Annotated in this window: 26 protein-coding genes and 1 riboswitch; of the genes, 16 read left to right on the top strand and 10 right to left on the bottom strand. The window is 39.8% G+C overall.

Going from position 1 to position 23,536, the window contains the following annotated elements; translation table 11 throughout:
- Nucleotides 1–31 precede the first annotated feature (31 nt).
- Nucleotides 32–679 (bottom strand): PAQR family membrane homeostasis protein TrhA, encoded by a 648-nt coding sequence (gene trhA, locus NR125_RS18735; protein ID WP_251174552.1) that lies wholly within the window; start codon nt 677–679, stop codon nt 32–34.
- A gap of 143 nt (nt 680–822) precedes the next feature.
- On the opposite strand from trhA, the gene NR125_RS18730 reads away from it, so the two are divergent.
- Entirely contained in the window at nt 823–1,389 is a 567-nt protein-coding gene (locus NR125_RS18730; RefSeq protein WP_192908641.1) for a DUF1836 domain-containing protein, read from the top strand.
- Between the two features lie 589 nt (nt 1,390–1,978).
- Here the strand turns inward: NR125_RS18730 and NR125_RS18725 are convergent.
- Nucleotides 1,979–2,809 carry an undecaprenyl-diphosphate phosphatase gene (locus NR125_RS18725; protein WP_019379772.1) on the bottom strand — a complete coding sequence of 277 codons (831 nt, stop codon included), beginning with the start codon at nt 2,807–2,809 and terminating at the stop codon, nt 1,979–1,981.
- A gap of 336 nt (nt 2,810–3,145) precedes the next feature.
- On the opposite strand from NR125_RS18725, the gene NR125_RS18720 reads away from it, so the two are divergent.
- The 5 genes from NR125_RS18720 to NR125_RS18700 all read left to right on the top strand — a co-directional run bounded on the left by NR125_RS18720 (nt 3,146) and on the right by NR125_RS18700 (nt 7,843).
- Complete coding sequence (locus NR125_RS18720; protein ID WP_019379773.1) at nt 3,146–4,207, top strand: multicopper oxidase domain-containing protein; 1,062 nt, start codon at nt 3,146–3,148, stop codon at nt 4,205–4,207.
- 131 nt (nt 4,208–4,338) lie between these two features.
- Nucleotides 4,339–5,691 carry a right-handed parallel beta-helix repeat-containing protein gene (locus tag NR125_RS18715; RefSeq protein ID WP_256815895.1) on the top strand — a complete coding sequence of 451 codons (1,353 nt, stop codon included), beginning with the start codon at nt 4,339–4,341 and terminating at the stop codon, nt 5,689–5,691.
- Nucleotides 5,681–6,154 carry a nitrous oxide reductase accessory protein NosL gene (locus NR125_RS18710; RefSeq protein ID WP_019379775.1) on the top strand — a complete coding sequence of 158 codons (474 nt, stop codon included), beginning with the start codon at nt 5,681–5,683 and terminating at the stop codon, nt 6,152–6,154. The genes NR125_RS18715 and NR125_RS18710 overlap by 11 nt, the downstream gene beginning before the upstream one ends.
- A gap of 35 nt (nt 6,155–6,189) precedes the next feature.
- Nucleotides 6,190–7,143: an ABC transporter permease gene (locus NR125_RS18705; protein ID WP_256815893.1), complete on the top strand. Its 954-nt coding sequence runs from the start codon at nt 6,190–6,192 to the stop codon at nt 7,141–7,143.
- Nucleotide 7,144: 1 nt separating this feature from the next.
- Nucleotides 7,145–7,843: an ABC transporter ATP-binding protein gene (locus NR125_RS18700; RefSeq protein ID WP_019379777.1), complete on the top strand. Its 699-nt coding sequence runs from the start codon at nt 7,145–7,147 to the stop codon at nt 7,841–7,843.
- A gap of 45 nt (nt 7,844–7,888) precedes the next feature.
- Here the strand turns inward: NR125_RS18700 and NR125_RS18695 are convergent, their stop codons facing one another.
- Nucleotides 7,889–9,133, bottom strand: a complete 1,245-nt coding sequence (locus tag NR125_RS18695; RefSeq protein WP_256815892.1) for a TolB family protein — start codon at nt 9,131–9,133, stop codon at nt 7,889–7,891.
- Nucleotides 9,134–9,365: 232 nt separating this feature from the next.
- Here NR125_RS18695 and NR125_RS18690 point away from each other — a divergent pair, with 232 nt between their 5' ends.
- The 4 genes from NR125_RS18690 (at nt 9,366) to NR125_RS18675 (ending at nt 12,480) form a co-directional block, all read left to right on the top strand.
- Nucleotides 9,366–10,595: a CNNM domain-containing protein gene (locus tag NR125_RS18690; protein ID WP_009334455.1), complete on the top strand. Its 1,230-nt coding sequence runs from the start codon at nt 9,366–9,368 to the stop codon at nt 10,593–10,595.
- A gap of 189 nt (nt 10,596–10,784) precedes the next feature.
- Nucleotides 10,785–10,934 carry a hypothetical protein gene (locus NR125_RS18685; RefSeq protein WP_009334457.1) on the top strand — a complete coding sequence of 50 codons (150 nt, stop codon included), beginning with the start codon at nt 10,785–10,787 and terminating at the stop codon, nt 10,932–10,934.
- A 188-nt stretch (nt 10,935–11,122) separates the two neighbouring features.
- Nucleotides 11,123–11,758 carry an FMN-dependent NADH-azoreductase gene (locus tag NR125_RS18680; protein ID WP_009334459.1) on the top strand — a complete coding sequence of 212 codons (636 nt, stop codon included), beginning with the start codon at nt 11,123–11,125 and terminating at the stop codon, nt 11,756–11,758.
- A gap of 122 nt (nt 11,759–11,880) precedes the next feature.
- Complete coding sequence (locus tag NR125_RS18675; RefSeq protein ID WP_071158914.1) at nt 11,881–12,480, top strand: YdcF family protein; 600 nt, start codon at nt 11,881–11,883, stop codon at nt 12,478–12,480.
- Nucleotides 12,481–12,659: 179 nt separating this feature from the next.
- On the opposite strand, the gene NR125_RS18670 is transcribed toward NR125_RS18675, so the two are convergent.
- Together NR125_RS18670 and NR125_RS18665 are read right to left on the bottom strand one after the other, a co-directional pair.
- Complete coding sequence (locus tag NR125_RS18670; RefSeq protein ID WP_019379782.1) at nt 12,660–13,088, bottom strand: cell wall hydrolase; 429 nt, start codon at nt 13,086–13,088, stop codon at nt 12,660–12,662.
- Nucleotides 13,089–13,254: 166 nt separating this feature from the next.
- Complete coding sequence (locus NR125_RS18665) at nt 13,255–14,397, bottom strand: CAP domain-containing protein (protein ID WP_285838806.1); 1,143 nt, start codon at nt 14,395–14,397, stop codon at nt 13,255–13,257.
- Nucleotides 14,398–14,632: 235 nt separating this feature from the next.
- Between NR125_RS18665 and speD the strand changes: the two genes are divergently transcribed.
- Nucleotides 14,633–15,457, top strand: a complete 825-nt coding sequence (gene speD, locus NR125_RS18660; protein WP_019379784.1) for an adenosylmethionine decarboxylase — start codon at nt 14,633–14,635, stop codon at nt 15,455–15,457.
- Between the two features lie 158 nt (nt 15,458–15,615).
- On the opposite strand, the gene NR125_RS18655 is transcribed toward speD, so the two are convergent.
- A complete protein-coding gene (locus tag NR125_RS18655) occupies nt 15,616–16,551 on the bottom strand; it encodes a MerR family transcriptional regulator (RefSeq protein ID WP_034297034.1) in 936 nt (311 codons plus the stop codon).
- 81 nt (nt 16,552–16,632) lie between these two features.
- On the opposite strand from NR125_RS18655, the gene NR125_RS18650 reads away from it, so the two are divergent.
- The gene (locus NR125_RS18650; RefSeq protein ID WP_251264487.1) at nt 16,633–16,800 is read left to right on the top strand and encodes a hypothetical protein; all 168 of its coding nucleotides are present in this window, start codon (nt 16,633–16,635) and stop codon (nt 16,798–16,800) included.
- Between the two features lie 48 nt (nt 16,801–16,848).
- The gene (locus NR125_RS18645; protein ID WP_009334470.1) at nt 16,849–17,601 is read left to right on the top strand and encodes a C39 family peptidase; all 753 of its coding nucleotides are present in this window, start codon (nt 16,849–16,851) and stop codon (nt 17,599–17,601) included.
- A 43-nt stretch (nt 17,602–17,644) separates the two neighbouring features.
- Here the strand turns inward: NR125_RS18645 and NR125_RS18640 are convergent, their stop codons facing one another.
- Nucleotides 17,645–18,706: an AbrB family transcriptional regulator gene (locus tag NR125_RS18640; protein WP_009334471.1), complete on the bottom strand. Its 1,062-nt coding sequence runs from the start codon at nt 18,704–18,706 to the stop codon at nt 17,645–17,647.
- Nucleotides 18,707–18,847: 141 nt separating this feature from the next.
- Here NR125_RS18640 and NR125_RS18635 point away from each other — a divergent pair, with 141 nt between their 5' ends.
- Nucleotides 18,848–19,138 (top strand): hypothetical protein, encoded by a 291-nt coding sequence (locus tag NR125_RS18635; protein ID WP_009334472.1) that lies wholly within the window; start codon nt 18,848–18,850, stop codon nt 19,136–19,138.
- A gap of 42 nt (nt 19,139–19,180) precedes the next feature.
- On the opposite strand, the gene NR125_RS18630 is transcribed toward NR125_RS18635, so the two are convergent.
- Nucleotides 19,181–20,260 (bottom strand): hypothetical protein, encoded by a 1,080-nt coding sequence (locus NR125_RS18630; protein ID WP_009334473.1) that lies wholly within the window; start codon nt 20,258–20,260, stop codon nt 19,181–19,183.
- A complete protein-coding gene (locus tag NR125_RS18625) occupies nt 20,253–20,819 on the bottom strand; it encodes a sigma-70 family RNA polymerase sigma factor (protein ID WP_009334474.1) in 567 nt (188 codons plus the stop codon). Before NR125_RS18625 ends, NR125_RS18630 begins: the two co-directional genes overlap by 8 nt.
- A 378-nt stretch (nt 20,820–21,197) precedes the next feature.
- Here NR125_RS18625 and NR125_RS18620 point away from each other — a divergent pair, with 378 nt between their 5' ends.
- Nucleotides 21,198–21,947, top strand: coding sequence for a Cof-type HAD-IIB family hydrolase (locus NR125_RS18620; RefSeq protein WP_256815889.1), 750 nt, complete (start codon nt 21,198–21,200; stop codon nt 21,945–21,947).
- Between the two features lie 33 nt (nt 21,948–21,980).
- Here NR125_RS18620 and NR125_RS18615 read toward each other — a convergent pair whose 3' ends face one another.
- Nucleotides 21,981–22,442, bottom strand: coding sequence for an OsmC family protein (locus tag NR125_RS18615; protein ID WP_251267222.1), 462 nt, complete (start codon nt 22,440–22,442; stop codon nt 21,981–21,983).
- Nucleotides 22,443–22,558: 116 nt separating this feature from the next.
- Nucleotides 22,559–22,669: riboswitch (TPP riboswitch) on the top strand.
- A gap of 103 nt (nt 22,670–22,772) precedes the next feature.
- On the opposite strand from NR125_RS18615, the gene NR125_RS18610 reads away from it, so the two are divergent.
- Nucleotides 22,773–23,534, top strand: coding sequence for a 3-oxoacyl-ACP reductase (locus NR125_RS18610; RefSeq protein ID WP_009334478.1), 762 nt, complete (start codon nt 22,773–22,775; stop codon nt 23,532–23,534).
- Nucleotides 23,535–23,536: the final 2 nt, after the last annotated feature.

Genomic DNA, 23,536 nt, shown 5'->3' with positions numbered 1-23,536 from the left:
ACATGAGGGTGTCCGCTTTTTTAACTATCTGTCAGATCACATACATGAACACACAAAGAAAGTGTGCCATGCTTCCCATCATAATGAAAATATGAAAAATCTCATGAAAACCCAAATGTTTGAACTCCAGGAACTTTGGTTTAATCGCATAAATCACTCCGCCGACCGTGTATAGGATGCCTCCCAGCAGAAGAAGCATTACACCAGTACTGCTTAAAGACTCGGAAAGCGGCGAAAAAGCAAAAACAATAATCCATCCCATTGCAATGTATAAGGCTGTTGATAGCCACCGGGGACAGCTGAACCAGATCATCTTAAACAGAATCCCCGATAAAGCAACAGCAGAAACAATGGAAAACAGAACCCAGCCGGTCACACCATTTAAAGTAATAAGGCAAAAAGGTGTATAGGAACCTGCAATCAATACATAAATCATGGAATGATCAAGCTTTCTTAAAAAGGCAATGACTTTATCTTTAGCTATCACCATATGATAGGTAGCTGAAGCTGAATAGAGCAGCATCAAACTGATTCCAAAAATAGCAACAGCAGTAATGGCAAGCGGTGAAGATGTCGTCAGTGAGGCTTTGATAACCATGGCAAGCAATCCGGCAAAGGATAAAATGGCTCCTGCTAAATGGGTCAGTCCATTTATGGGCTCCCGGATGTATGAATTCATAATATCTCCTCCTAATGTTATTTTATGTAGTTTTAATAACTACTTAATATAATATATACAAAACGTCATCTAGTCAATATTTACAACTTATGCTTTTTTAAGTAGAATTTATATAATAACAGGTGAGGATTTGAGGGATAAATATGGAAATGGGAAAACTCATTGCGGATAATCAAATTCAATTGGAAGATATCCCGCAGATAGATTTATATATGGATCAGGTAATCCAGCTATTTGAAAATACTTTTGGCAGCACGACGAGAAACGAAGAGGAAAAAGTGCTAACTAAGACAATGATAAATAACTATGCAAAAGGGAAATTGTTTTTTCCTGTCAAAAATAAAAAATATTCAAAGGAGCATCTTATTTTAATTGCTTTCATTTATCAGCTTAAAGGGGCTCTATCCATAAACGATATTAAAAGCCTATTAAATGGCGTCAACACCCGAACTGCAGAAGGAAAGATGGATCTGGACCATTTTTATCAGCTATATCTCGATTTAACTAAACTTAATGTTGATGCATTTGTGAACGATCTGGAAAATCAGGCATCCAGGGCAGCAGAGGAAGCAAAAGAGCTTAATGAAGATCAGCCAGCTGAGCTTGAAAAAGTCCTGCTGGCAACATCACTGGTTCACATGAGCAACTTGTACCGAAAAGCAGCTGAACGCATTGTAGACGATGTAAAAAATGAAGCGGATCAAAAATAGGAAGGCGGGAAACTCCATTAAGAAAAGCGAAAAACGAAAACCAGGGCTGCTGCGTGAGATTTTGAATGAATTCCTGGATTCCATTGTGATCTCAATATTTATTCGGATCGTACTGTGGATTCCGAGGGTAATTTTCAACTTCCTTAAAAATTTGTTTTAAAGATAAGCAATTGGTTCGGACAGGAGAAAACGACATGACGCTCATAGAGTCCGTACCTGCCACAACTTCGGATAGAAAAAGGTGTAACTCACGTGCCAGAGTCCGAACCCGCTACGACTTCGGACAGAAAAAGGAAAAATCCCTGTGCCAGAGTCCGAACCTGCCACGACTTCGGACAGAAAAAGGGAAAATCCCTGTGCCAGAGTCCGAACCTGCCACGACTTCGACAGAAAAAGGGAAAATCCCTGTGCCAGAGTCCGAACCTGCCACGACTTCGGACAGTAAAAGGAGAAATCCCGTACCAGAGTCCGAACCTGCCACGACTTCGGACAGTAAAAGGAGAAATCCCCGGGCCAGAGTCCAAACCACTCCCGTCTTCGGACAATAAACCAAAACAAAACCCGGGCTGTAAAGGCCCGGGTTCATTTTTTAAAGGAATATGAAATATATAACCCCTGCCAGTACAATTCTGTAAATGGCAAAAGGAATAAGTTTAACTTTATTGATCATTTTCAAAAAGAAGCGGATTGAAATCAAGGCAAAAACAAATGCACTGATGAAGCCTGCAATAAAGAAAGGAAGCGCATCGACTGAAAAGTACTCAAGATTTTTTATTAAGGATAGAAAGCTCGCGCCAGCCATGATGGGCACAGCCATGATAAAAGTAAAATCAGCTGCAGCACGGTGTGACAGGCCGAGCAGCACGCCGCCTGAAATGGTTGAACCTGAACGTGAGAACCCGGGCCAAAGTGAGAAGCACTGAATCAATCCAATAGATAGAGCCTGTTTATAGGTGATTTGATCAACTGAAACTGTTTTCGGGTCTTTGCCTCCAAAAATATCAGCAAAAATCATCAGAAATGCACCAATTACCAAGCCAATCAGTACTGTCTCAGTTGAAAACAGGTGTTCATCAATATAATCCTCAAATAAAACGCCAAGAATCCCGGCAGGAATTAATCCGACAATCACTTGAGACAATTTCAGACGGCTCTGTTTTTCTTCAGAGTTTTTGCTCTTTCCCCCAAGACCGAGCATTTCCATGAACCGTTCCTTAAAAATAATTACAACCGCTAAAATGGAACCGAGCTGAATGACAACTTTAAAAGTATTAGCTTCATATTTTGACAAAAACTCTTTTGTATTGAGCCACATATCATCCACAATAATCATATGTCCAGTAGATGACACTGGAGCAAACTCCGTCATTCCTTCAACAAATCCCAAAATAATCGCTTTTAAAATCATAATAAAATCCATCTTTTAATTAATTCTCCTTTTATTCTATCTGATTCAACTAAACTCCATTTAATGATTATAAACCATTTAAGATAGATAGGAACAATTTTTTACAAAGTAATATAGATGTAAAGTGTCCATTAATTAGCTGAGACGCACTTATGGAGCCGGCATGATTGAAACACCTGGCGATTAAAGTAATAACTCTTCTATCCTTTTAAACAATAGAAAAGTGATCACTAATTCACAAACTCTTCACAGAATTTCAAAGTCTTGTGAGAAAAATCACCAAAATCGGTCCATATTTACCATATGATAAAAGCAGATAAACCAATCAATTATAAGGAGGAAATCAAGATGAAAAAAGGAGTAAAATATCTGCTTACTTCGGCTATAGGCATAGGGTTAATATCGGGATGCAGCCAGGGGGCATCACAGGAAAGTTCCCTTCAGCCTGAAGAAAAGGTTCTGGCAGCAGAAACAGCTCAGCCCGAGGCAATCGCACCGCATAAAGACTTAAATCAGGAGCCCATTCCATTGAAAATTGATAGAGTCGGGCCAAAAGAAGTAAATGTAGAAATGACTTCCCAAATCACGGATATTGAAATCGACAAAGGAAAATTCTATAAAGCATGGACGTTTAATGGTGAAGCGCCAGGTCCTGTAGTTGTCGTTAATGAAGGGGACACAATCAATTTCACCTTAAAAAACATGGATCCGGCAATACCGCACAGCATGGACTTTCACGCTGTACACGCAGCTCCTTCAAAAGACTTCTCCAACGTTCAGCCAGATGAGACGGGAACATTCAGTTATCCTGCAAATAAACCAGGAGTGTTTATGTATCATTGCGGAACTTCACCGGTATTATCACATATAGCAAATGGAATGCACGGAACTATAATTGTAAAGCCTAAAGACGGCTATCCGACTGATAAAGAGATTGATAGAGAATATACAATTATTCAAAACGAGTGGTATAAGTACAACGATCTGGAGGATTTTACAAACGGCGTTCCCAGTCATGTGGTTTTCTCCACAAAAGCTTTAAAAAAAGGAGACCCTAATACTAATGGGGATACGTTCACACTTAAGGATAATCCGCTTCTGGCTAAAGTAGGGGATAAGGTGAGGATATATATAAATAATGTAGGGCCAAATGAAGTTAGCTCTTTCCATGTGGTGGGTACTGTGTTCGATGATGTTTACATTGATGGCAACCCTTATAACCGCTATAAAGGTCTCCAAACGGTCATGCTCCCGGCAAGCGGCGGTGCAGTAGTGGAATTTACAGTTACCAAGGCAGGCAGCTATCCAATTGTTACTCATCAGTTTAACCATGCACAAAAAGGAGCCGTCGCCATCCTGAAGGTAACTGAGACCGGAGAAGACGACGGTAAGGCTACAATGAGCCATTAAATATAAATAAAAACTCAACTTAAAATAAATTATACAAGATACAAATTAAAAATGGAATCCTTTTTCCGGCGGTCTATTTAGAATTAATAGGCGGCGGCCAGAAATCATATTTCCGGGCAGGTGAGCGCTGAGTGTATAAAAAAATCGGATGGTTCCTATTATTTTTAAGTTTGATCCTTGCCGGAAAAGCTTCCGCTCAGGAAATGACAGCAGCTTCATCAAAAGAGCTGAAAGCGGCCTTGTCAGACCCACAGGTATCAGTCATAAAATTACAATCCGGAATATATGAAGGAAACATACTTATAGAGAGAAAGGTTCACATAATTGGGGATAAAGGAACAAGAATATTGGGAACAGAAAAAGGCCATGTGCTGACGATTGCAGCAGATGATGTCATTGTGGAAAATCTGGAAGTGGAGGGAAGCGGATCACAGAATGCTGGAATATATGTGAAAGGAGACCGTGCCTATCTCCATCATATTGCCCTAAGAAATGTATTTCACGGCATCTATGCAAGGAATTCCTATGGACACAGGTTTGAAAATAACCTCATTACCAGCTTCCATGGCAGGAATCGGCACAGCGGCTTTGGCATTTATTTAGTTGAAGCACCCAATACTGCAGTAAAGGAGAATTACTTCTATCACACACAGGATGGTGTTTATGTGTCCTATTCAGATTTTTGTGAAGTCACAGGGAACATCATGTTTAAAGCACGGTATGGTGTTCACACGATGGATTCGCGAAATATATTAATAGCTGACAATCAGGTAACCGAAAGTATCAACGGCCTTATGATCATGCAAAGCTATGAAGTTTTTATACTTGAAAACTACTTCTTTAAAAATACAGAGATTGACGGAGCAGGAATTTTTATTTATGACACATTCGATTCCAAAATATCCTCCAATATTGTAAAAGGCAATTTCAGAGGGATTATTCTTGAACATGCAAAAAGAAACAGACTTGAATTTAACAATGTTCTGAGAAATGATACCGGACTTGAAATTGGGAAGAATTCAAATGATAATACCATTTATTTAAATAATTTTTCAGGGAATACAAGACAAGTCATCTCGGAAAAAGATAACAGGAATCTATTCAGTAAAGACAATTATGGAAACTATTTTGATGATCATCATTTATTAAATTTGGATAATGACCATAAAGTGGACTTTGCCTATAAAAGCGGAGATGTATTTTATCAGATGGCAGATGATGAGCCTTTATTGCAGGTCTTTTATCAAAGTCCATCCGTAGAGCTATGGAATATGATTGAACAATACACCCCAATTCCATCACAAGCATTTATCATAGATGAATCGCCGCTTGCTGAACCTGTGCCTGTGAAACAGAAAAAATTCATTTCAGAAAAAAATCATATCAATCATAGCCGTGAATTTCCTATAATCCTATTCTTTTTCCTGATCACTTTGGCAAGTTTGCTTATATTTAATTTTGGGAGGAAGCACAATGAAATATAGAACTATTCTCCTAATGGCGATTCTGGTGATATTGTTAAGTGCCTGCTCATCATCAGCGACGGAACCGACAGAAATTAAACACAATCGTGATAGCTGCGATAACTGCAATATGGGTATTGCAGAGCTGGAGTCAGCAGCACAGCTCATTTTGAAAAGCGGGGAGCCTGTTTTGTTCGATGACATTGGCTGCATGACTCAATATATACAGACTGAGAATCCTGAATATGATGCTGCCTTTGTGCATGATTATCTCAGCAGGGAATGGATATCGTTTGAAACAAGCTCTTTTATACAGAACGGCCATATAGAAAGTCCCATGAGCTATGGAATTGCAGCCTTTGAATCATTAGAAAAAGCCGAGGAATTTCAGAAAAAAAACGGAGGTACAGCGTATTCGAAAGATGAGCTTCTAAAAGCAGATATTAAGAGCTTTAAAGGAGAAGGAATGAAACACAGCCATTAAAGCTTAATTTTCCCTCAGCATGAGGAGGAAACGATATGAATCCCAAACTATTGTATTCTATGACTAAATATGAGCTTCGGCTGCTGTTAAGAAGCAGGTGGCTTTTAAATTTTATGATTCATTTTTTCTTTCTGGCAGGCCTTCTTTACTTGTATGGTCTTCAATCTGTCAAATCAGAACCAGCTGAAGTTTCCTATGGACTGGAAGGTGTGAATGCCAATATCGAAACCATGGGTGTTAACCCGGAATATTACGGCCTCAAAGAAATAAAGCCGGAAGAGGGGGATACGGCCGATTTTAGCCAGTCTGCCTACAATCGTTCAATTGCCATGCTGATGAATCTTTCTCTTTGGATGCTGCCCATCATATGTATGATCCTTGGCGGCAGTTCCATTATTGCCGATAAAGAAAATGGAAGATTATCCTTATACAGAACCTATCATGAATCTTCAGGATATTACCTGATCAGCAAATTCCTTTCTTTGGTTCTCTCATTATTCTTTGTGATAGGCCTATCATATGGTCTCTTCGGCTTCATTTTCTCTTTGGCGGGCAGTTCCATTGTAGCACATATTTTTCAAGTATTTTTATTGGTTAATATGTTTTTAATCCTTGTATTCTCAGCAGTATCTTTACTGATAGGAGCAATTTCCAAATCAAGGATGCAAGGACTGTCAGCAGCAATCATTTTATGGATCCTTATGGTGTTTGTATATGAATTCATCATCTTTTCAGTCACCGGGTGGATTCCTTATTCATTGAAGCAAATCAGTCTATTCTTTTTAATCCTTCTAAACCCTGTGGAATCCGTTCGCGTCTGGTCGATTTCAAAACTGAATTCCGAATATGTATTTGGTCCGGAATACTTAATGATCGAGAAGTGGGGGGCAAATGGATCTCTCACACTTGCCCTGACATTATCCATTATCCTCATTATTTTTATAACTTTCATAACATCAGCCCGGCTTTTAACGAAGAGAGGTGTGTAAAATGATTTTGGAATTGAAGGATTTATCCAAATCATATAAAAAAAAGACAGCATTGGCACCGTTGAATCTCCACATTGAAAAGGGGGAATGTATTGTTTTGTGCGGAGGGAATGGAGCCGGAAAAAGTACGATGATTAAAATGCTTACAGGCGTTGATAGTCCTTCCAAAGGAAGTGTCGTATTCCATTCGAAACAGCAAAAAACATTTGCTTACATGCCTGACCAATTGATTTTCCCATCTGAACTTACACCTTACGAAATCCTTGATTATTACAGGCGATTTCTAAATAAAAACAAGGAATCCATCAAATGGGTATTACAAAAAACAGGCCTTTGGAGCGAACGGAACCAAAAAGCTGGAGGATTCTCAAAAGGGATGTCCCAGCGGCTTAATCTTGCTCAGTGTCTGCTTGCGGAAACGGACATTTATATTCTCGATGAACCGACAGACGGATTGGACCCCTATTGGGTAATTCAGCTAAAAAAAATAATAAAGGAACTGAAAGAGCAGAATAAAACAATCATTGTCAGCAGTCATATTATGAGAGACGCCATTGAGATCGCAGACAAGGTAATCATTTTATTTAATGGGAAGTTAAAATTCTATGGAGCACTTAAACAGGTGTATAAGGAATACGGATGCACATCATTGGAGGAAATATTCCTTTTCATTCACAAGAATGAACAGCTATCAGGATAAGTCCAAAAGGCGATTCCAATTAGGAACCGCTTTTTGGCCAGCTTTTTATTTTACATAAAACGAATATTGTTCAACATCCTTTGCCCACACCTTCGCATTTTTACCGTTGAGATCTGCAATCCATAAATCTCCTTTTTGCTGGGCAAGCTTTTTTCGGACCCATATTAATTTACGGGCATCCTTAATATAAAGAGGTTCATAATCCCCAATTGTTTTTTTGGGATAGGTGATTCTGGTTTGCTGGGTCTTGTTTAGCTGAATCAAACAAAGTGTTGGTTCGGGCCGCCTCTGAGGATCATTGGACCATTCACTTTCATCCACCCGTGATGCAACCAGCCTCTCATTATCCACCCAGGTAAAGCCCATTTCCGCAGATTTTGCTGGTGTAAGGTTCATAGTTTTAAAAGCAGGCAATTCAGTCACCTTCAATTTTTTGTTTTTAAAGCCCATCACAATTCTGCCCCCGCCAGCAATATAGCCCAATAAATTTCTGCCGGGTGCCCATTTAGGGACGTCCAAATGAAGGATCATCTCATCAAGAACTTCAAAATTTTTTCCATTTGCAGAGATGACACAGACCATATCACTGTCCATGGACCATGATGCAGTTGGATTAACAATGAATGAGATCCATTTTCCATCTGGTGAAAATTTAAATGTGGTTGCATTAATGGACATAATGGAAGCTTTGCCGTTGCCAATTTCCTTAGGAATCGTGAAAAGAGGTTCAACGTAATCGGTCAAATTTAGCTTTTCAAGATCGTTGGGCAGCTGAACCTTATATAGGATAGGACTTGTCCAGCCATCAGGCCTTAAGACAGCGCTTGAAGACACAATAAAGCCTTTTCCGTCAGGATACCAATTAAAATCATCTACTCCTAAAGCTACGTTATGGAATTCTTTCAAATCTGAAATATTTAAAACACTGTTGCTGGTAAAAGCAATCTTATTATCGGACGGTGCCCATTTAGCATTCCCGCCACCTTGAAAGATCTTTATATGCTTTTTTACCTTTACATTGTATACCCATATCTCTGTGCTTTTTTCAATCGAAGGCAGTTCTTTCGCTTCCTTTTCATATAAAAGCCATTGGCCGTCATAGGACCACTTTGGCGTATGATTGAACTTAGCAGGGTCAGCTGTAATCTGTTCTTCGATATTTCCTGTTTTTAACCACAAATAGCCATTGCGTATAAAAGCTGCCTGCACATTATTTTCTCCCGTATCTCCCCATGCAGCTGACGGAATAATAAACAGGAAGCACCAAAGAATCAAAAAAACCTTGCGCATATCTTATCCTTCTTCCTTTAGGTAATTTGCTCAAAGTATATTATGGGCAACGAGACTTATTTTATTGAAATAGGTTCAGCCTATTCGAAAATGCTTATTATTTTCGATAAGCTTTCATTTACCTTATAATGAATGGATAATTATTCAATTTTGCAAGGCACAGTTTTTGCGTGTGCAAATTGGGTAAAAACAATTACAAATGAATGTATATAAAAAATGGAGGAAACCAAATTTGTTTATTGCTATTATGTTTTTTATGTTTATGTCTTTTTTCCTGTCGGGAAGTGAAACGGCACTGACTGCCGTTAACAAAATGAAATTAAAATCCAGAGCTGATAACAACGATAAGAAATCGCAAAGAATATTAGAGGTTGTCTCGAAACCTGATGAGATGATTACTTCAATTTTAATCGGCAATAATATTGCAAATATCATGCTGCCTACACTGGTTACCATCATTGCGCTTGATTACGGATTTAACGTGGGTGTGGCAACAGGTATTTTGACTGTAGCACTTATCTTATTTGCAGAAGTTCTGCCAAAATCAGTTGCTGCAAGCTTTGCCGATAAAATTGCCTATCTAGTGTTTCCTGTAATTCGAGTCCTCATGATTATCTTAAAGCCGGTCACTTTTTTAATATCCAAATTCACTAGAGGCATCATTAAATTCCTTTCTAAAAATCAGGCAGATTCTGTTTCTGTATCAAAAGAAGAGCTCATTACCATGGTTGATATCGCTACAAGCGAAGGGACCTTCCATGAAGAAGAAACACAACGAATTAAAGGGATCATTGATTTTTATAACTTAGATGTCAGCGACGCACTGAAAACCCCTCGAATGGAAATTGAAGGAATTCCTTATGACGCGACAATAGAAGAGGCAAAAGATATTGTAATGAATAACCGTTTTACAAGGTATCCAGTATATAAAGACAATATGGATAATATTGTCGGAGTATTTCATTCAAAAATATTGCTCGCCTGGTCCAGTCAGCCTGAAAAAACATTGAAAGATTTTACTGACCTGGAGCCCTTGTTTGTATATGAATTTCATAGCATAGACAAGGTCTTCAAAATGATGATGAAAGAAAGGAAGCACCTCGCAATCGTTCTTGATGAATATGGCGGAACAAAAGGGATCATCTCACATGAAGATATTCTTGAAGCCATGCTGGGGCAGGAAATAGAGGATGAAACGGATGAAGGCAGCGAAATCCTTATTGATGAATTAACTGAAAACCATATTATTGTACACGCAAAACTCTCAATCCGCAGAATTAATGAAGCTTTTAAAACAAAAATCCCTGAAGATGAGGATATCCTTGCCGGATTCTTATTGAAAGAAATAGGTCATTTTCCTGCAGAAGGGGAAACACTGGATTATCATCACCTGCATTTTGAAATAAAATCAATTGAAGACAACAGGCTTAAACTGGTGGAAATCAAGAAAAAGACGCCCTGATGAAATTTGAGCATTATTTCCTATTGGAAATAATGCTTTTTTATTTTTTAAGAAATCAGAATAAAAATGGATGTTCAATAGGGACAATAGAACCAGGAAAATAAAGATATAATTTTTATATTTTTCTGACAAAATAGGTCCTTTTCAGTATATAATAAATTAAAACAAACTATTAGGAGTGATCTTCGCATGGAAAATAAGCCATTCCATTATGATGGAAGTGTGCAAATCAATTATGAAAAAGATGATAAAGCAAGTTTAAGCATTCCTTTTGAACTGACAGACGAAATGAGAAAAAATATCGGAACCAATCCATACTCAACTGAAGAACAAGAATAATGGGAGGACCCGTAGTGGGTCTTTTTTATTTTTGATGGATAAGCATGAGCAGATAATTTGAATTTCTTTTTTATTTTGAATATGATTATCTCGGATTAAGAATAAAAATGTTCATACTGCAGATGAATACATACTTTATTTCTGATTCAAACTAAAATGTCAACTCAAAATGGAAAGGTGATTGAATTATGGCTCAAGTTTTGTATATTACAGCACACCCTCATGACGATAAGGTGTCATATAGTATGGCAGCAGGAAAGGCTTTTATTGATTCCTACAAGGAAGCCAATCCAAATGATGAAGTAGTTCATATTGATTTATACAAGGAAAATATCCCGCAAATTGATGTGGATGTATTCAGCGGATGGGGTAAACTTCAGTCCGGCAAAGGTTTTGAGGAACTATCAGAAGATGAAAAGGCGAAAGTAGGCCGCTTATCCGAATTAAGCGAACAATTCGTTGCAGCCGATAAATATGTTTTCGTTACACCGCTTTGGAACTTCTCGTTCCCTCCAGTAATGAAAGCGTATCTTGATTCTGTGGCAGTAGCCGGCAAAGCTTTTAAGTATACGGCAGAAGGTCCAATTGGATTATTGTCTGATAAAAAAGCGATTCACATCCAGGCTCGCGGAGGCATTTATTCCGAAGGACCTGCAGCAGAGATGGAAATGGGTCACCGCTATTTGACAGTATTAATGCAATTCTTCGGTGTCCCTTCATTCGAAGGACTTTTTGTGGAAGGGCACAACGCAATGCCTGATAAAGCCGAAGAAATCAAAGCAGATGCTATTGCACGTGCAAAAGACAAAGCGAAAACATTCTAAACTAAAAGCAGCGGATTCCGCTGCTTTTTATTTTTTTCTAGGCATGTGTATGAAGAGCTCTTGTCCGTGATGAATAGTATAATAAAGGTAAATATTAGCTAGGGTGAAAGGGGGGGAGATGTGTGAAAATCTCAGAATTCAGCCCCAGTCATTTAAGTGAAGATGATATATCCAGGCTTCTGTACTATGGCATTGAGGATAATCTTCAAAAAGGGGATTTGATCTTTGTGCCAGGAAGCAGCAAGGCAGCAGAATATCGTCTTCCTGAGGCCATCAGACTTTATCAAAAAGGCAGGGCAAATAAATTACTTTTCTCCGGCGGTGTAAAGTGGTCTGGACATGAATTGACTGAAGCAGAAATGCTAATGAAAAAAGCAATAGGGTTCGGAATTCCTCCAAAAGACCTTTTCATTGAAAATATCTCTCTTCATACGAAAGAAAATGTACTTGCCTCGATGCTGGTTATGGATCGGATGTGCGGGCTGGAGAATATCTCCAATATCATCATTGTGACTGCTCCTTTTCATATGAGAAGGCTGCACATGACATTGTTGACGTATATGCCGAAGTGGATTCACTATTCTCTTGTATGTTCTGATGATGGTGCAACAGGGAAGGAACAATGGATGCAGGATCCTTATGGGAGAAAAAGAGCATTTGATGAAGCCCGGAAAATAATTGACTACGTGAAAAAGGGCATTCTAATGGATTTGGAAATCTAATCTCCCGGACTAACCCCCGCCAAAATCAAGTAGCAGTGATAATTTTTAAACGTCGATAACTTACTAGCACCTTGCCCCCCCTTGAGGAGGCCCCCAGGATGGGGGTCATGCAGATGTTGCCACAGGACGTGGCGTTCTTAGTCTGCGATCCTTTAGTGGGCAAGGCGCTTCCGCTTTTCTTAAAAAGTATTGTAAATGTTCTCGCATTCTTCCGCTGTTGGCTCATAAAAGCAATGAAGCTTGAATCTTCCTACTAAAGGCTGATTATACCATGTAGCTGGACAATCCCCAGGAGGCCTGAAATACCATAGAGCAAATTTGGCCGGCCAAATCCGTTCCCCTCTTACAGCCCTCCTTGCGAGTCTTCTTTCCACTTCTCTTGGCCTCTGATAAAAATAGCCTTTCTGGACAGCTTCAAAAGCATGCGGCTGATAAATCATTTCAGGTATAGTACGAATTCCAATGAAATCCGAACAATTGCCCCTGACTCTGTTAATTCCCACATTACCCACCATTAACATGCCCTGCTGGCCTTCCCCTTCTGCTTCAGCCCGAAGGAGGCGGGCCAGCAAATCTATATCTTGTTCACGTGCCTTCACAACTGCCATCTGTATCACCCTCGTCTCCCTAATTTTATATAGGCTGATATATGGTATGCACTGAAGGGGGGAAAGGTTAAATGCGGGATTTTGCCATAAGGCTGAGGAATATAATAATTTAGAGGGGAACAACTATAACAGCCACGAAAAAAAGCTCCTGCAGAAGCGGGAGCTTTTATTTGGCATAAAAGTTTTCTGTATAATAAGGCTGTGACTTTGAATTAAAAGCAACGCCAACACCTAAAAATTCATAATCGGCACGCAGAATATTTTTGCGGTGGCCAAGTGAGTTCATTAATCCTTCATGAGCAAAGATACTGCTGAATTGACCGGAAGCAAGGTTTTCCCCGGCGACCATAAATGAAACTTCATCCGCCTGCATTCTGTCAAAAGGGGATAGGCCCTGCAGGTTGGTATGATCAAAATAATTGTTCTGCGCCATGTCGCTGCTGTGCTTTCGCGCCGTTTCCTTAACAGTATCATCCCATTCCATAACTGGAACTCCGTGATTTACTCTCTCGGCATTTGTAATATCGAAAAGCTGATATTCAAATCCTTCCTTTAGAGAGCTGCTGGCATTGGCATAAAAGGAATCTTTTTGCTCTTCAAGTGATTGACTGATTATTTGTATTGAAGTTACCGTATTGTCACGATGCTTATCATAGAATATGGTTACATAATTCCCATCCAATTCGTATAGATCATAATCCCGATTCTCTTCGAGCTGATAGATAACAAATCCCTTTCTCATTTTGTCCAGCGGTTCTCCAAGCTGCTCCCTAACTGAAGACTTTGGCGTTCCATAGGCAATCTCTTTTGATGAAGAAATCAAATCCTGATTTGTATAGATGCCGGCAGCTTTCTCTTGCTTGTCATAAGCGACCATTACAAAATTTTGATATTGATCATGATAAGCATGCCAGTCTGTTCCAAATTCATTTGCGGAGGAACGTTTCGAGGAGCCAAGCTTGCTCTCGATTTCAGACTTGTCATCGCCTATTTCTATATTATGAATAGAAAAGGTTTGCTCTTCTGGGGCTTCTAAAACCGGCTTTTCGGCTTTATCCTCTGGTGTATGATTTTTATCGCCGGTATATTGCCTGATTGTAAGAAGGAATTCATCTGCCCAGTTTTGTGCCTCTTCCATCACACCGTTTATTATAGCCAGCACTTCTTCATTGTCTTTAAAAAGCTGAATATCAGATTTTATGTTATCAATTACAGTTCCTGAACTAGATTCATCTGCCAATTTCCCTTCAGGCTGTGAAAAGGCGAAACCGATAAATAACAGGATAAAAATAAATAAAAACTTCCTCAATAAATCTCCTCCCATATACCTTTCAACCCCTATCAAAGGTATGCCCATTCATTATAAGATTTAAAAATGCGGAATTGCAAAATATTGATGCCTTCCTTATTTTTCTACCCTGTTTACCATATTCTCTAACTCTTTTGGCTGCGTGATTAGATATTTTCCGTTTTTAAAAGGATAGTTTGGGTAACATAATTATAAAAATGAACAGATGCATAGCTGCTGCAAAGGGGGAAGCATGTTGAAATTAACACCGGAACAAAGAATTGAACTCCATGGTTTTAATAATTTGACGAAATCACTAAGCTTTAATATGTATGATGTCTGTTATACAAAGACGAGGGAAGAGCGTGAAGCCTATATAGATTATATTGATGAGCAATACAGTGCGGAGCGGCTTACAAAAATATTAAAGAATGTTTCCGACATCATTGGTGCCCATGTCTTAAATGTGGCACAGCAGGATTATGTCCCACAAGGTGCAAGTGTGACCGTCCTGGTATCTGAAGGACCGGTAGTGGAAGTCCCGGATGAATCCTATGATGAATCTCCTGGCCCGCTGCCTGATAATGTAGTCATGCAGCTGGATAAAAGCCATATTACCGTCCATACCTATCCTGAATATCATCCGGACGAAGGAATCAGCACATTCAGGGCCGATATTGATGTATCCACATGCGGTGAAATCTCCCCGCTAAAAGCCCTTAATTACCTCATCCATTCCTTTGATACGGACATCATGACAATCGACTACAGAGTCAGGGGATTTACACGGGACACGGACGGAAGAAAACTTTATATCGACCATGACATCAGTTCAATCCAAAATTATATTCCTGAAGAAGTAAAAGAAGATTTTGATATGATCGATGTGAATATTTATCAGGCACATACCTTTCACACCAAATGTAAAATAAGGGATTTTGACTTAGATAATTATTTATTCGGATACACGAAGGAAAAGCTGGATCCTAAGGAAGCTGAAGAGATCACTGAGCGGCTTACAACGGAGATGGACGAAATTTTTTACGGAAAAAATATTAACCCCGGATCTTTATCAGAGTGATCCTGAAGGCTCTCAGTTAATCGGCCTCTATTAAACCAAAACCAAATAGTACCAGATGGCGGGGAACATTAAAAGAACCAGGAGAAGTTTATATTCTCCTGGTTCTTTTAATAAATGTACATACATTAACGGCACAAACTTAAAAATAATTACATAATCTATTTCCAGAACTCCCACCATTTTTTCTCGGGTTCCTGTGCTGCAGCCGCGCTTCGGAAGGAGACGATCATATCCTGAAAAATCTCTTCCCGCTGCTTTACTTCATGCCAGTATTGTTCACGTTCTTTATTAATGGTATCGATATAAATTTCTCTGTCTGTGTTTAACGTTTCTATCAGCGAGCTGATTTCGGTGCTGGTCACCTCAGCTGAAGATGAAATGTAATGAATCATGGTTTTGAACTCTTCAGAAGACGCTTCCGAGGATTCTGCCAGCTTGTTTGTCAAATGGTGAATTTGATCAGAAGTACGCTTCGTACTTTTCGCCACCCTTTTTGAAAGGGTTCCGAACGCTTCGGAAGTATTCTCAGAAGACTGCTCAATCCTTGCGCCAAGTGATTCAATTTCCGCTTTGGTTTTTTCTCCTGATTTATAGATCGAATCCGACAGGCTTTTAACAGTATGCAATGATCCTTTGCTAATTTCTTTCTTCACTTCGTCTAAAACTTCCTTTCGAACACCGCTGCGAATTTCATTTCTGACATCTGCAATTAAACTGTCCCTGAAACCATCCATCAATGCCATGAACTGTTCGGCGTTCATGACAGCCTGTTGCTCTGTATGTAATGCTGTTTCCTGATTGACTGCCGCCAAGGATGTTTCATTTGCTTCAATACCAGTTTCAGAAGCAAAGTCCATATGTTTTTGCATTAATTCGCGGATCATATCCTTGCTTAAATTTTTATCGCGCATCTGCTTTACCTTTTCAAGCAATGCGATTTCATGGTCTGTATAAAAGCGGGCTCCCTGTTTTGAACGGGGAATTAGCAGAAGTCCGTTTAAATCCTTTTCCCATTGCCTTAATGTTCCAGGAGGCACATTCAGCATTTTCGAAACCTCTTTGATTGTATAAGCTTTCATATATTGCGTATCCATTTTACTCAGCCCTTTCATATAAAATAGATTCTGAAACTTTCGGATGCCAGTTCCGAAACAACTTCTAACTAACTATTCAGCATGATATCCCGTGTTTTCCTGCCGCTTGACAAAAGCTATCAAAAGAAGACGATATTCATCAGAAAAAAGCAAAAAGGAGCCATTCTGACAAAAAACATGAAGAATTTGACAGCCAGCAAGTTATTTGTCATATACGGACGTGTATGTCACAATGAAAGCTGTGTTTAGCAAACTAGAATATTGAAAAACTGCAAGTATTTAAAGGGAGTAGGTAAAGTGGCTAATAGAATTATTGCTTTGTCTGTTGCTGCAGGGGTTGGATTGACGCTGACCTTTGGAAGCATAAAGATGGGGAGCAGTGAACCTTCAAAAAAAAATGAAATACACTATAGTGCAATTCCGCATGCGGAGGCAAACCATGTACCGATTGTGAAGCAGGAAATTCAAAAGAAATCCGTTCTCCTGGATGTGCCATTGTACAATCAAATGGATAGTCCCCGTCTGTATAATGGATGTGAGATTACTAGTTTAGCAATGATTATAAATTATGAAGGCATTCAAGTATCTAAAAATAAATTAGCACAGGAAATTAACCGGGTGCCGCTTAGATATAGCGGAGGTGAATACGGGAATCCAAATGAAGGCTTTGTCGGCAACATGGAGGATGGACCAGGATTAGGCGTTTATCAGGGGCCAATTTTCGAACTCGCGAAAAAGTATTTTCCTGAACGTGCAGAGAATCTGACTGGCAAGCCCTTTCAAGTGCTCCTTGAAAAAATTGCAGAAGGTTCGCCGGTCTGGATTATAACAACTGCAAGCCTATCACCCGCAGCATCCTTCGAAACCTGGAATACACCGGGCGGACCAGTTGATGTGACATTCCAGATGCATAGTGTTGCAATTACCGGATATGACGAGGACTATATCTATATTAACGACCCGTATGGCACAAAAAATAAAAAGGTGCCCAAACAGCAGTTTATTGAAGCCTGGGAGCTGATGGGTTCACAGGCCATTGTCATTAACTAGAATAATAGCAAAAGAAGGGGCTGCCGCTTGCAGTCCCTTCTTTTTAGCTTGAGGATGCTAATTTCTTAAACTTTACAAAGATCCATTTTAAAAATGGAGGTACTACAAAGAATATAAAAAACAGCCGAAATAGTTGATAGCCTGTTACTATGGCTAAGTCTGCGCCGGTTTCATGGGCGATTATGGCCATTTGGTCCATGCCTCCGGGTGCAAGACTCAAAAAGCTGGTGGCAGGGGAAAGGTGAAAAAAGTGCATAATCATAAAACTAAGCAGCACCGAACCCGTAATGAGAAGCAGGCCGCTTAAGGCAGCCAGTGAAATGGTTTTAAATTTATTTGCCAGCTTTTCAGGCTTCATCATCATGCCGATGTGAGCCCCGATTAATAGCTGTGATAAATCCAAAACAGGTGGCGGGAGTTCGGGTCCGTTTATACCGGAAATGACAAGGGCCGCTGTTCCCATAATCGGACCAAGAAGGTACGGGGTAGGGAGCTTCAGGCGTTTGCTTAGGATAATGCCGGTAAAAGAAACGAAGACAAAGAGTAAAATACCAGGGAATAAATCACCCCATAAAGGTTCTGCAGCTTCAAAACCGGGACCGACAGAGACATTCAGCCAAGGTCCGAATACTAGGATAGGGACGATGAAGATAATCATGGTCAGCCGTGCGACCTGCATAAAGGTAACAACCGTGATATCGATTCCTTTGACTTCCTCTGCCAGAAGAATCATTTGGGACAGACCTCCGGGAATACTGCCGATCAAAACTGTGGGATAGTCGATGCCCATTAATTTCGCAATAAGAAGTGCAGATATGGCGCTAAAGAGAACCATGCAAACGGTAATGAGCAAAATAAAAGGGAGCTTCTGCAGGATAAGCAGGACCGCTTCCTGTGTAAAAGAAAGGCCGATGCTGTATCCGACGATGATAATCCCGGCATCGCGAAATCCTGCTGGCCAATAAAACGGAATCCTGCTGAGCCGGCTCCCAATCATAACGGCAGTCAATGCACCAAGCAAAAAGGCGACCGGAATATGCAATAAAGAAAATAATACTGCACCAAATACAGCAGATAGAAAGGTGATCAATAAATTCTTATTCACAAAACAACCTTCTTTTTATTTAGTATACCTAAAGATATTTATACCATATAAAAACAATGAATGAATTACAAGTTTTATATAATCAAATGTTTTCATACAATTTATTAAAGAGAAGATCATTTTAGAGAAGGGGGACTAACCATGCCGGAAAAATTAAGCCATTTTGTTTTCATCTTATCGTTTATATGTCTCGGGTTATTTTTGATGCTGGGTTTTTCGCCTCTGTATGATATTTATCTGAATAAAATAGGTCATCGTCCATTTACGCTCCTCCTGCTCCTGACAGTCCTTGTCTTCTTCGTGAGTGTTTTTGTCTTAAAGAAAGTCCAAAACTGGCAGGCGGGCTTTCATGTATTATTTTCCATTATCCTCACCCTGTTTCTTTCATCCGTATTAGCCATCATCGTATTCTTTGGAGGCCTATTTAGGTAAATGTAAAGAGCCTGCACCATCAGAGGTACAAGCTCAGCCAATTTATTGGATTGGCATCCAGTTTACTTTCCATATTCCTTCACTGTTTTTGCTTAGGCCGAAGCCAAACCCATCCTCTTCAGATATGGAAATATAAGCTGAAGAGTCATCGATAATGACTTCTTCTAAACGGGCGTTCTTCACTCGATGCAATAATGTCTGTTTTTCTGGGATAGATGAAGACTCGTTTATAGCATCAAGGTAATGATTCAGGGAAGGAAACGGTTTTCCGATATCCTGATCATGGTTAAACAATGCATATTGAGTATAATAATCCTCAATTTCCTCTGCAAACAGATAGAGCTGGAATACTTCTGCCGGGCTTAAACCTCTTAAGATTTCATCCGTTCCTCTTAAAGAAAATTCTTTAAACACATGGTTTAATGGCTCCCGAAGGACCAGTTCCGTATTATTATTTAGGGCCAGCTGAAATGGAACAGCTTCCACTTGAGGATCTTTTGGAGTTGCCACCTCTAAGACTTCAGCCTGATGTACAGAGCCTTCCCCAGCGCGATATCCACCTATAATTAAAGAAGCATTCTCTTCTGTAATTGGTTCGGTTACACCGAACACCTTTTTTAGCTTCTCCTGATCCGTCTCATTAAAAGTTATTTTTATGTTCTTGCCATCCATGAGCGGCAGTACTTTTAAGGAATCATGATCAGGCAGAAAGTATACAATTTCTTCCTGGAAATCCAGAGTGCCTGTGACCTCTGCCTTCCCAGTAAAAGCTGCAGAAAGGTGCCCGTATGAGTCCTTCTCGAAACTGTTCAATTTCCAGTTGTTTAGCATAGCGCCATCTGCAAGGCCGGGATAAAAACCTTTATCTGCAATGGCGGTCTCCTGTCCATTTTGCTTGTTCAATACATCTGTCTGAATCCCGGCAATCCCGCCTATCAGTATGACAAACCCGGCAGCTGCAGCTGCAGAAAGAAGTTTTGGAACATAGTCTTTTTTTCTGGTTCTAACAGCAGAAGTGCCGATCCGGTTTCTAACTCTCTGTTTTTCCTCTTCTGTGAAAACAGATTCTTTCGTCCATGCAGCCTTCAATACTTTCTTCACTTCCTGATTCAGTTCAGCCATGCTGTTCACCTCTTTCTGAAGCAGATAGTATCTTCTTCACTTTTTCCTGTCCTCTGTACAGCCTTGTTTTAACAGTAGAAATAGGGATATTAAGGGTCTCACTTATTTCTGCCAGACTGAGATCCTGGTAATAATGGAGAAGGAAGACTTCCCGGTATTTTACTGTGAGGGATTCAATCGTTTTCAGCAATTCTTGATGTTCATCCCGTTCAAGAAATGATGCTTCCGGATCTTTTTCTCTAGCCTTTTTCAGGAAAAAAACCTTTTCATTCATGACCATATTGCGGTAATGCCAGCTTTTCAGATAGTCTTTGCTTTTATTAATAGCAATTGTGAAAATCCATGTTTTAAAGGAGGATCTTTGCTGGAAACTTTCCAGCTTTTCATAAACAGTAATAAAGGTATCCTGTGTTAAATCACTGGCCGCATTCCAATCATTCACATAGCTGTATATCAATCTTTTCAAAACGGTACCATACTCATCCATGATCATTTCAAGAACGAGAGCACGGTCTACTTGATCAGCAATTGACCGCTTTACATACTCATCAGAGCTCACATGACTGCCTCCTTGCTAAAATGCCAGCTGCCTATTCCGGCTGCCTTTTGTTTGACTGACAGTTAGACGACAGATGCAAGAAAATCGCTTCAACTTTTTGGCATTTATTAAGCTTATACAAAAAAAGCGGAAACCATTAAGTAGGCTCCTATATAAATAAATCTACATCAATGCATAGGTTAAGAACAGTAGGAGCAAAAATAGTATGGGAGGCATTCATCATCACCTCATTTATTGAGTAATTCCAGCCTTTACATTTAGATTGGGAATAATAATCCCTATATTGAAAAAATGATTCTGCTCAAGTGCTTTGTTTTTGATGGAAGGATTGTTTATTTATATAATGGCTATATTGTGCAAGAAAGAAGGGAGATTATTATGTCACAATTAAATATTACTCCACAGATCAAATTAATCGCTCTTGATATGGATGGAACCTTGTTGAATTCCAGAGGGGAAATTCCTGATGAAAACCGTAAGGCCATACGAGAGGCAAAGGAAAAAGGAATTGAAGTTATTTTGAGCACTGGAAGATCCAGGCTTACGGCAGGCGACCATTCCGATTCTTTGGAATTGAACTCCTACTTGATCACAGTCAACGGCAGTGAAATATTTGGCCCTGATGGTGAATCAATCTCAAGGACTCCAGTTGATTCAAAAATAATGGAGTGGATGTGGAACCTATCCCAGTCACATAAGACTAATTTCTGGGCAACAAGCTGCGAACGGGTTTGGACGAATGAAATGCCTGAAAATATTCATGACCATGAATGGCTTAAATTTGGATTTGATATATCAGATGATGAAATCAGGGAACTCATTCATAAAGAGCTTCAAACAAAAGGGGATCTGGAGATTACAAATTCCAGCTTAACTAATATTGAGGTAAATGCTCTTGGAATCAATAAAGCCAAAGGTATCCAGAAGGTAACAGAGCTTCTTGGCATTTCGATGGAAAATGTAATGGCGATGGGTGACAGCTTAAATGATATTGCCATGATCGAGGAATCAGGCTGGGGTGTAGCAATGGGAAATGCGCAGGATATTGTGAAAGAAACAGCGAATGCTATTACGGGAACTAATGATGAAGCTGGTGTTGCACAGGCAATCCGGAAGTGGGCTCTTTAAAGAATAAAAACCGGCAATCATGCCGGTTTTTGGTTATTTCGAAGGATTTTTGGCAGTTAGAATCGTTTCTTCCAATTCTACCTCTACATTACCTTTAATCGCCCTGGAAATCATACAGGATGCTTCAGCTTTTTGCGCCAGCTTGCGCGCAAGTGAATGATCCTTTTCAGTCGCATCCCCCTGTAACAAGATAACAGGGCGATGAATAATTTTCTTGTATGTAATCACACCTTTAGTTACATCTACAATACCGGTTGATTCCATCGTAAGGTTTTCTTTCTCGAGTTTACTTCGTTCCATCATAGCTGCCAGGGTAATAATATAACAAGTTGCCGCTGCCCCCAGCAGCATTTCATCCGGATTTGTTCCGATTCCGGGTCCTTCCATTTCTGGCGGAATGGAAACCTTTGTTTTAAGCCCGCCTGTTTCAATTTCTCCAACATCATTCCGAAGTCCTGGCCAATATGCTTTTAATTGGAATTGGTGTTCAGCCATTCTTTAATTCCTCCAAGTTATGTATTTCTATTTACACCTTAAAGAGGAACAGGCAGAATTGCAAGACTTTACAGATTTAACGTTTCAGGCTAAGATGAAAACAGCCAACTTAATAGTTTTACTGCTAGGGGTGCCCGATGCGCGGGCTGAGAAAGAAACCGGACTGTTTTTTACCCTTCGGACCTGATCTGGATCATACCAGCGTAGGAAAGTAGTAATTGCGGGGAACGACTAATTCTCTTAGATTATTCAGCCAGGTCCAATTGCGGATCTGGTTTTTATTTTGTTCTCTAAAACAGATGAATTGGCTATCAATAAGGGGGATTTTCTATGAATCTTAACGATCAGATTGTCATTATTACAGGCAGCAGCAGAGGGCTGGGCAAAGAAACCGCAAAAGCATTCGCGAGAGAAGGAGCGAAAGTTGTCATTAACTATTTCCATAGCGAGGAAAAAGCCCATGCTTTGCAGAAGGAAATTGGCGAAAAAGCCATTGCCATTCGTGCTGATATTCGGGACAGTGTTCAAGTGAACTCCATGTTTCAAGAGACGAAGGAACACTTTGGAGCTCCCATTACAACCATAGTCAATAATGCACTGGTAAACTTTCAATTTGACCCTATTTCGAAAAAAGATGCAGAAACAATTAAATGGGACGATTACAAAAGCCAGCTGGAAGGTGCAATTCTGGGAGCATTGAACACAGTTCAGGCAGGTCTTGAAGATATGAAAAAACTGGAGTTTGGCAGGGTAATCTCGGTCGGCACCAATCTATTCCAGCATCCAGTTGTACCCTATCATGACTATACGACCAGCAAAGCTGCTTTATTAGGCTTCACCAGAAATATGGCGAATGAGCTGGGCCAATATGGAATTACGGCAAATATGGTATCGGGAGGTTTGTTAAAAACGACAGATGCCAGTGCTTCGACCTCTAAGGAAGTCTTTAAAATTATCGAAAACTCGACTCCATTAAGAAAAGTCACAGATCCTCAAGAAGTGGCTGATGCGATAGTCTTCTTCGCTTCTCCATGGGCAAGGGCAGTTACTGGACAAAATCTGGTTGTAGATGGCGGATTAGTTATGAATTAAAG

Source organism: Cytobacillus sp. Bac17 (assembly GCF_024519925.1).
In the GTDB taxonomy this organism is placed as follows: domain Bacteria; phylum Bacillota; class Bacilli; order Bacillales; family Cytobacillaceae; genus Cytobacillus; species Cytobacillus pseudoceanisediminis.
Note: the sequence above shows the minus strand (reverse complement) of the source record. Positions and strands in the feature narration are given on the sequence as shown.

Excerpts from the sequence above, each read along its gene's own strand:
- trhA (WP_251174552.1), bottom strand. The coding sequence starts at position 679 with ATGAATTCATACATCCGGGAGCCCATAAATGGACTGACCCATTTAGCA.
- NR125_RS18615 (WP_251267222.1), bottom strand. The coding sequence starts at position 22,442 with ATGGCTGAACACCAATTCCAATTAAAAGCATATTGGCCAGGACTTCGG.
- NR125_RS18695 (WP_256815892.1), bottom strand. The coding sequence starts at position 9,133 with ATGCGCAAGGTTTTTTTGATTCTTTGGTGCTTCCTGTTTATTATTCCG.
- NR125_RS18655 (WP_034297034.1), bottom strand. The coding sequence starts at position 16,551 with ATGGATACGCAATATATGAAAGCTTATACAATCAAAGAGGTTTCGAAA.
- NR125_RS18730 (WP_192908641.1), top strand. The coding sequence starts at position 823 with ATGGAAATGGGAAAACTCATTGCGGATAATCAAATTCAATTGGAAGAT.
- NR125_RS18610 (WP_009334478.1), top strand. The coding sequence starts at position 22,773 with ATGAATCTTAACGATCAGATTGTCATTATTACAGGCAGCAGCAGAGGG.
- NR125_RS18620 (WP_256815889.1), top strand. The coding sequence starts at position 21,198 with ATGTCACAATTAAATATTACTCCACAGATCAAATTAATCGCTCTTGAT.
- NR125_RS18680 (WP_009334459.1), top strand. The coding sequence starts at position 11,123 with ATGGCTCAAGTTTTGTATATTACAGCACACCCTCATGACGATAAGGTG.
- NR125_RS18630 (WP_009334473.1), bottom strand. The coding sequence starts at position 20,260 with ATGGCTGAACTGAATCAGGAAGTGAAGAAAGTATTGAAGGCTGCATGG.
- NR125_RS18685 (WP_009334457.1), top strand. The coding sequence starts at position 10,785 with ATGGAAAATAAGCCATTCCATTATGATGGAAGTGTGCAAATCAATTAT.
- NR125_RS18670 (WP_019379782.1), bottom strand. The coding sequence starts at position 13,088 with ATGGCAGTTGTGAAGGCACGTGAACAAGATATAGATTTGCTGGCCCGC.
- NR125_RS18720 (WP_019379773.1), top strand. The coding sequence starts at position 3,146 with ATGAAAAAAGGAGTAAAATATCTGCTTACTTCGGCTATAGGCATAGGG.
- NR125_RS18710 (WP_019379775.1), top strand. The coding sequence starts at position 5,681 with ATGAAATATAGAACTATTCTCCTAATGGCGATTCTGGTGATATTGTTA.
- NR125_RS18705 (WP_256815893.1), top strand. The coding sequence starts at position 6,190 with ATGAATCCCAAACTATTGTATTCTATGACTAAATATGAGCTTCGGCTG.
- NR125_RS18635 (WP_009334472.1), top strand. The coding sequence starts at position 18,848 with ATGCCGGAAAAATTAAGCCATTTTGTTTTCATCTTATCGTTTATATGT.
- NR125_RS18700 (WP_019379777.1), top strand. The coding sequence starts at position 7,145 with ATGATTTTGGAATTGAAGGATTTATCCAAATCATATAAAAAAAAGACA.
- NR125_RS18725 (WP_019379772.1), bottom strand. The coding sequence starts at position 2,809 with ATGGATTTTATTATGATTTTAAAAGCGATTATTTTGGGATTTGTTGAA.
- NR125_RS18650 (WP_251264487.1), top strand. The coding sequence starts at position 16,633 with ATGATATCCCGTGTTTTCCTGCCGCTTGACAAAAGCTATCAAAAGAAG.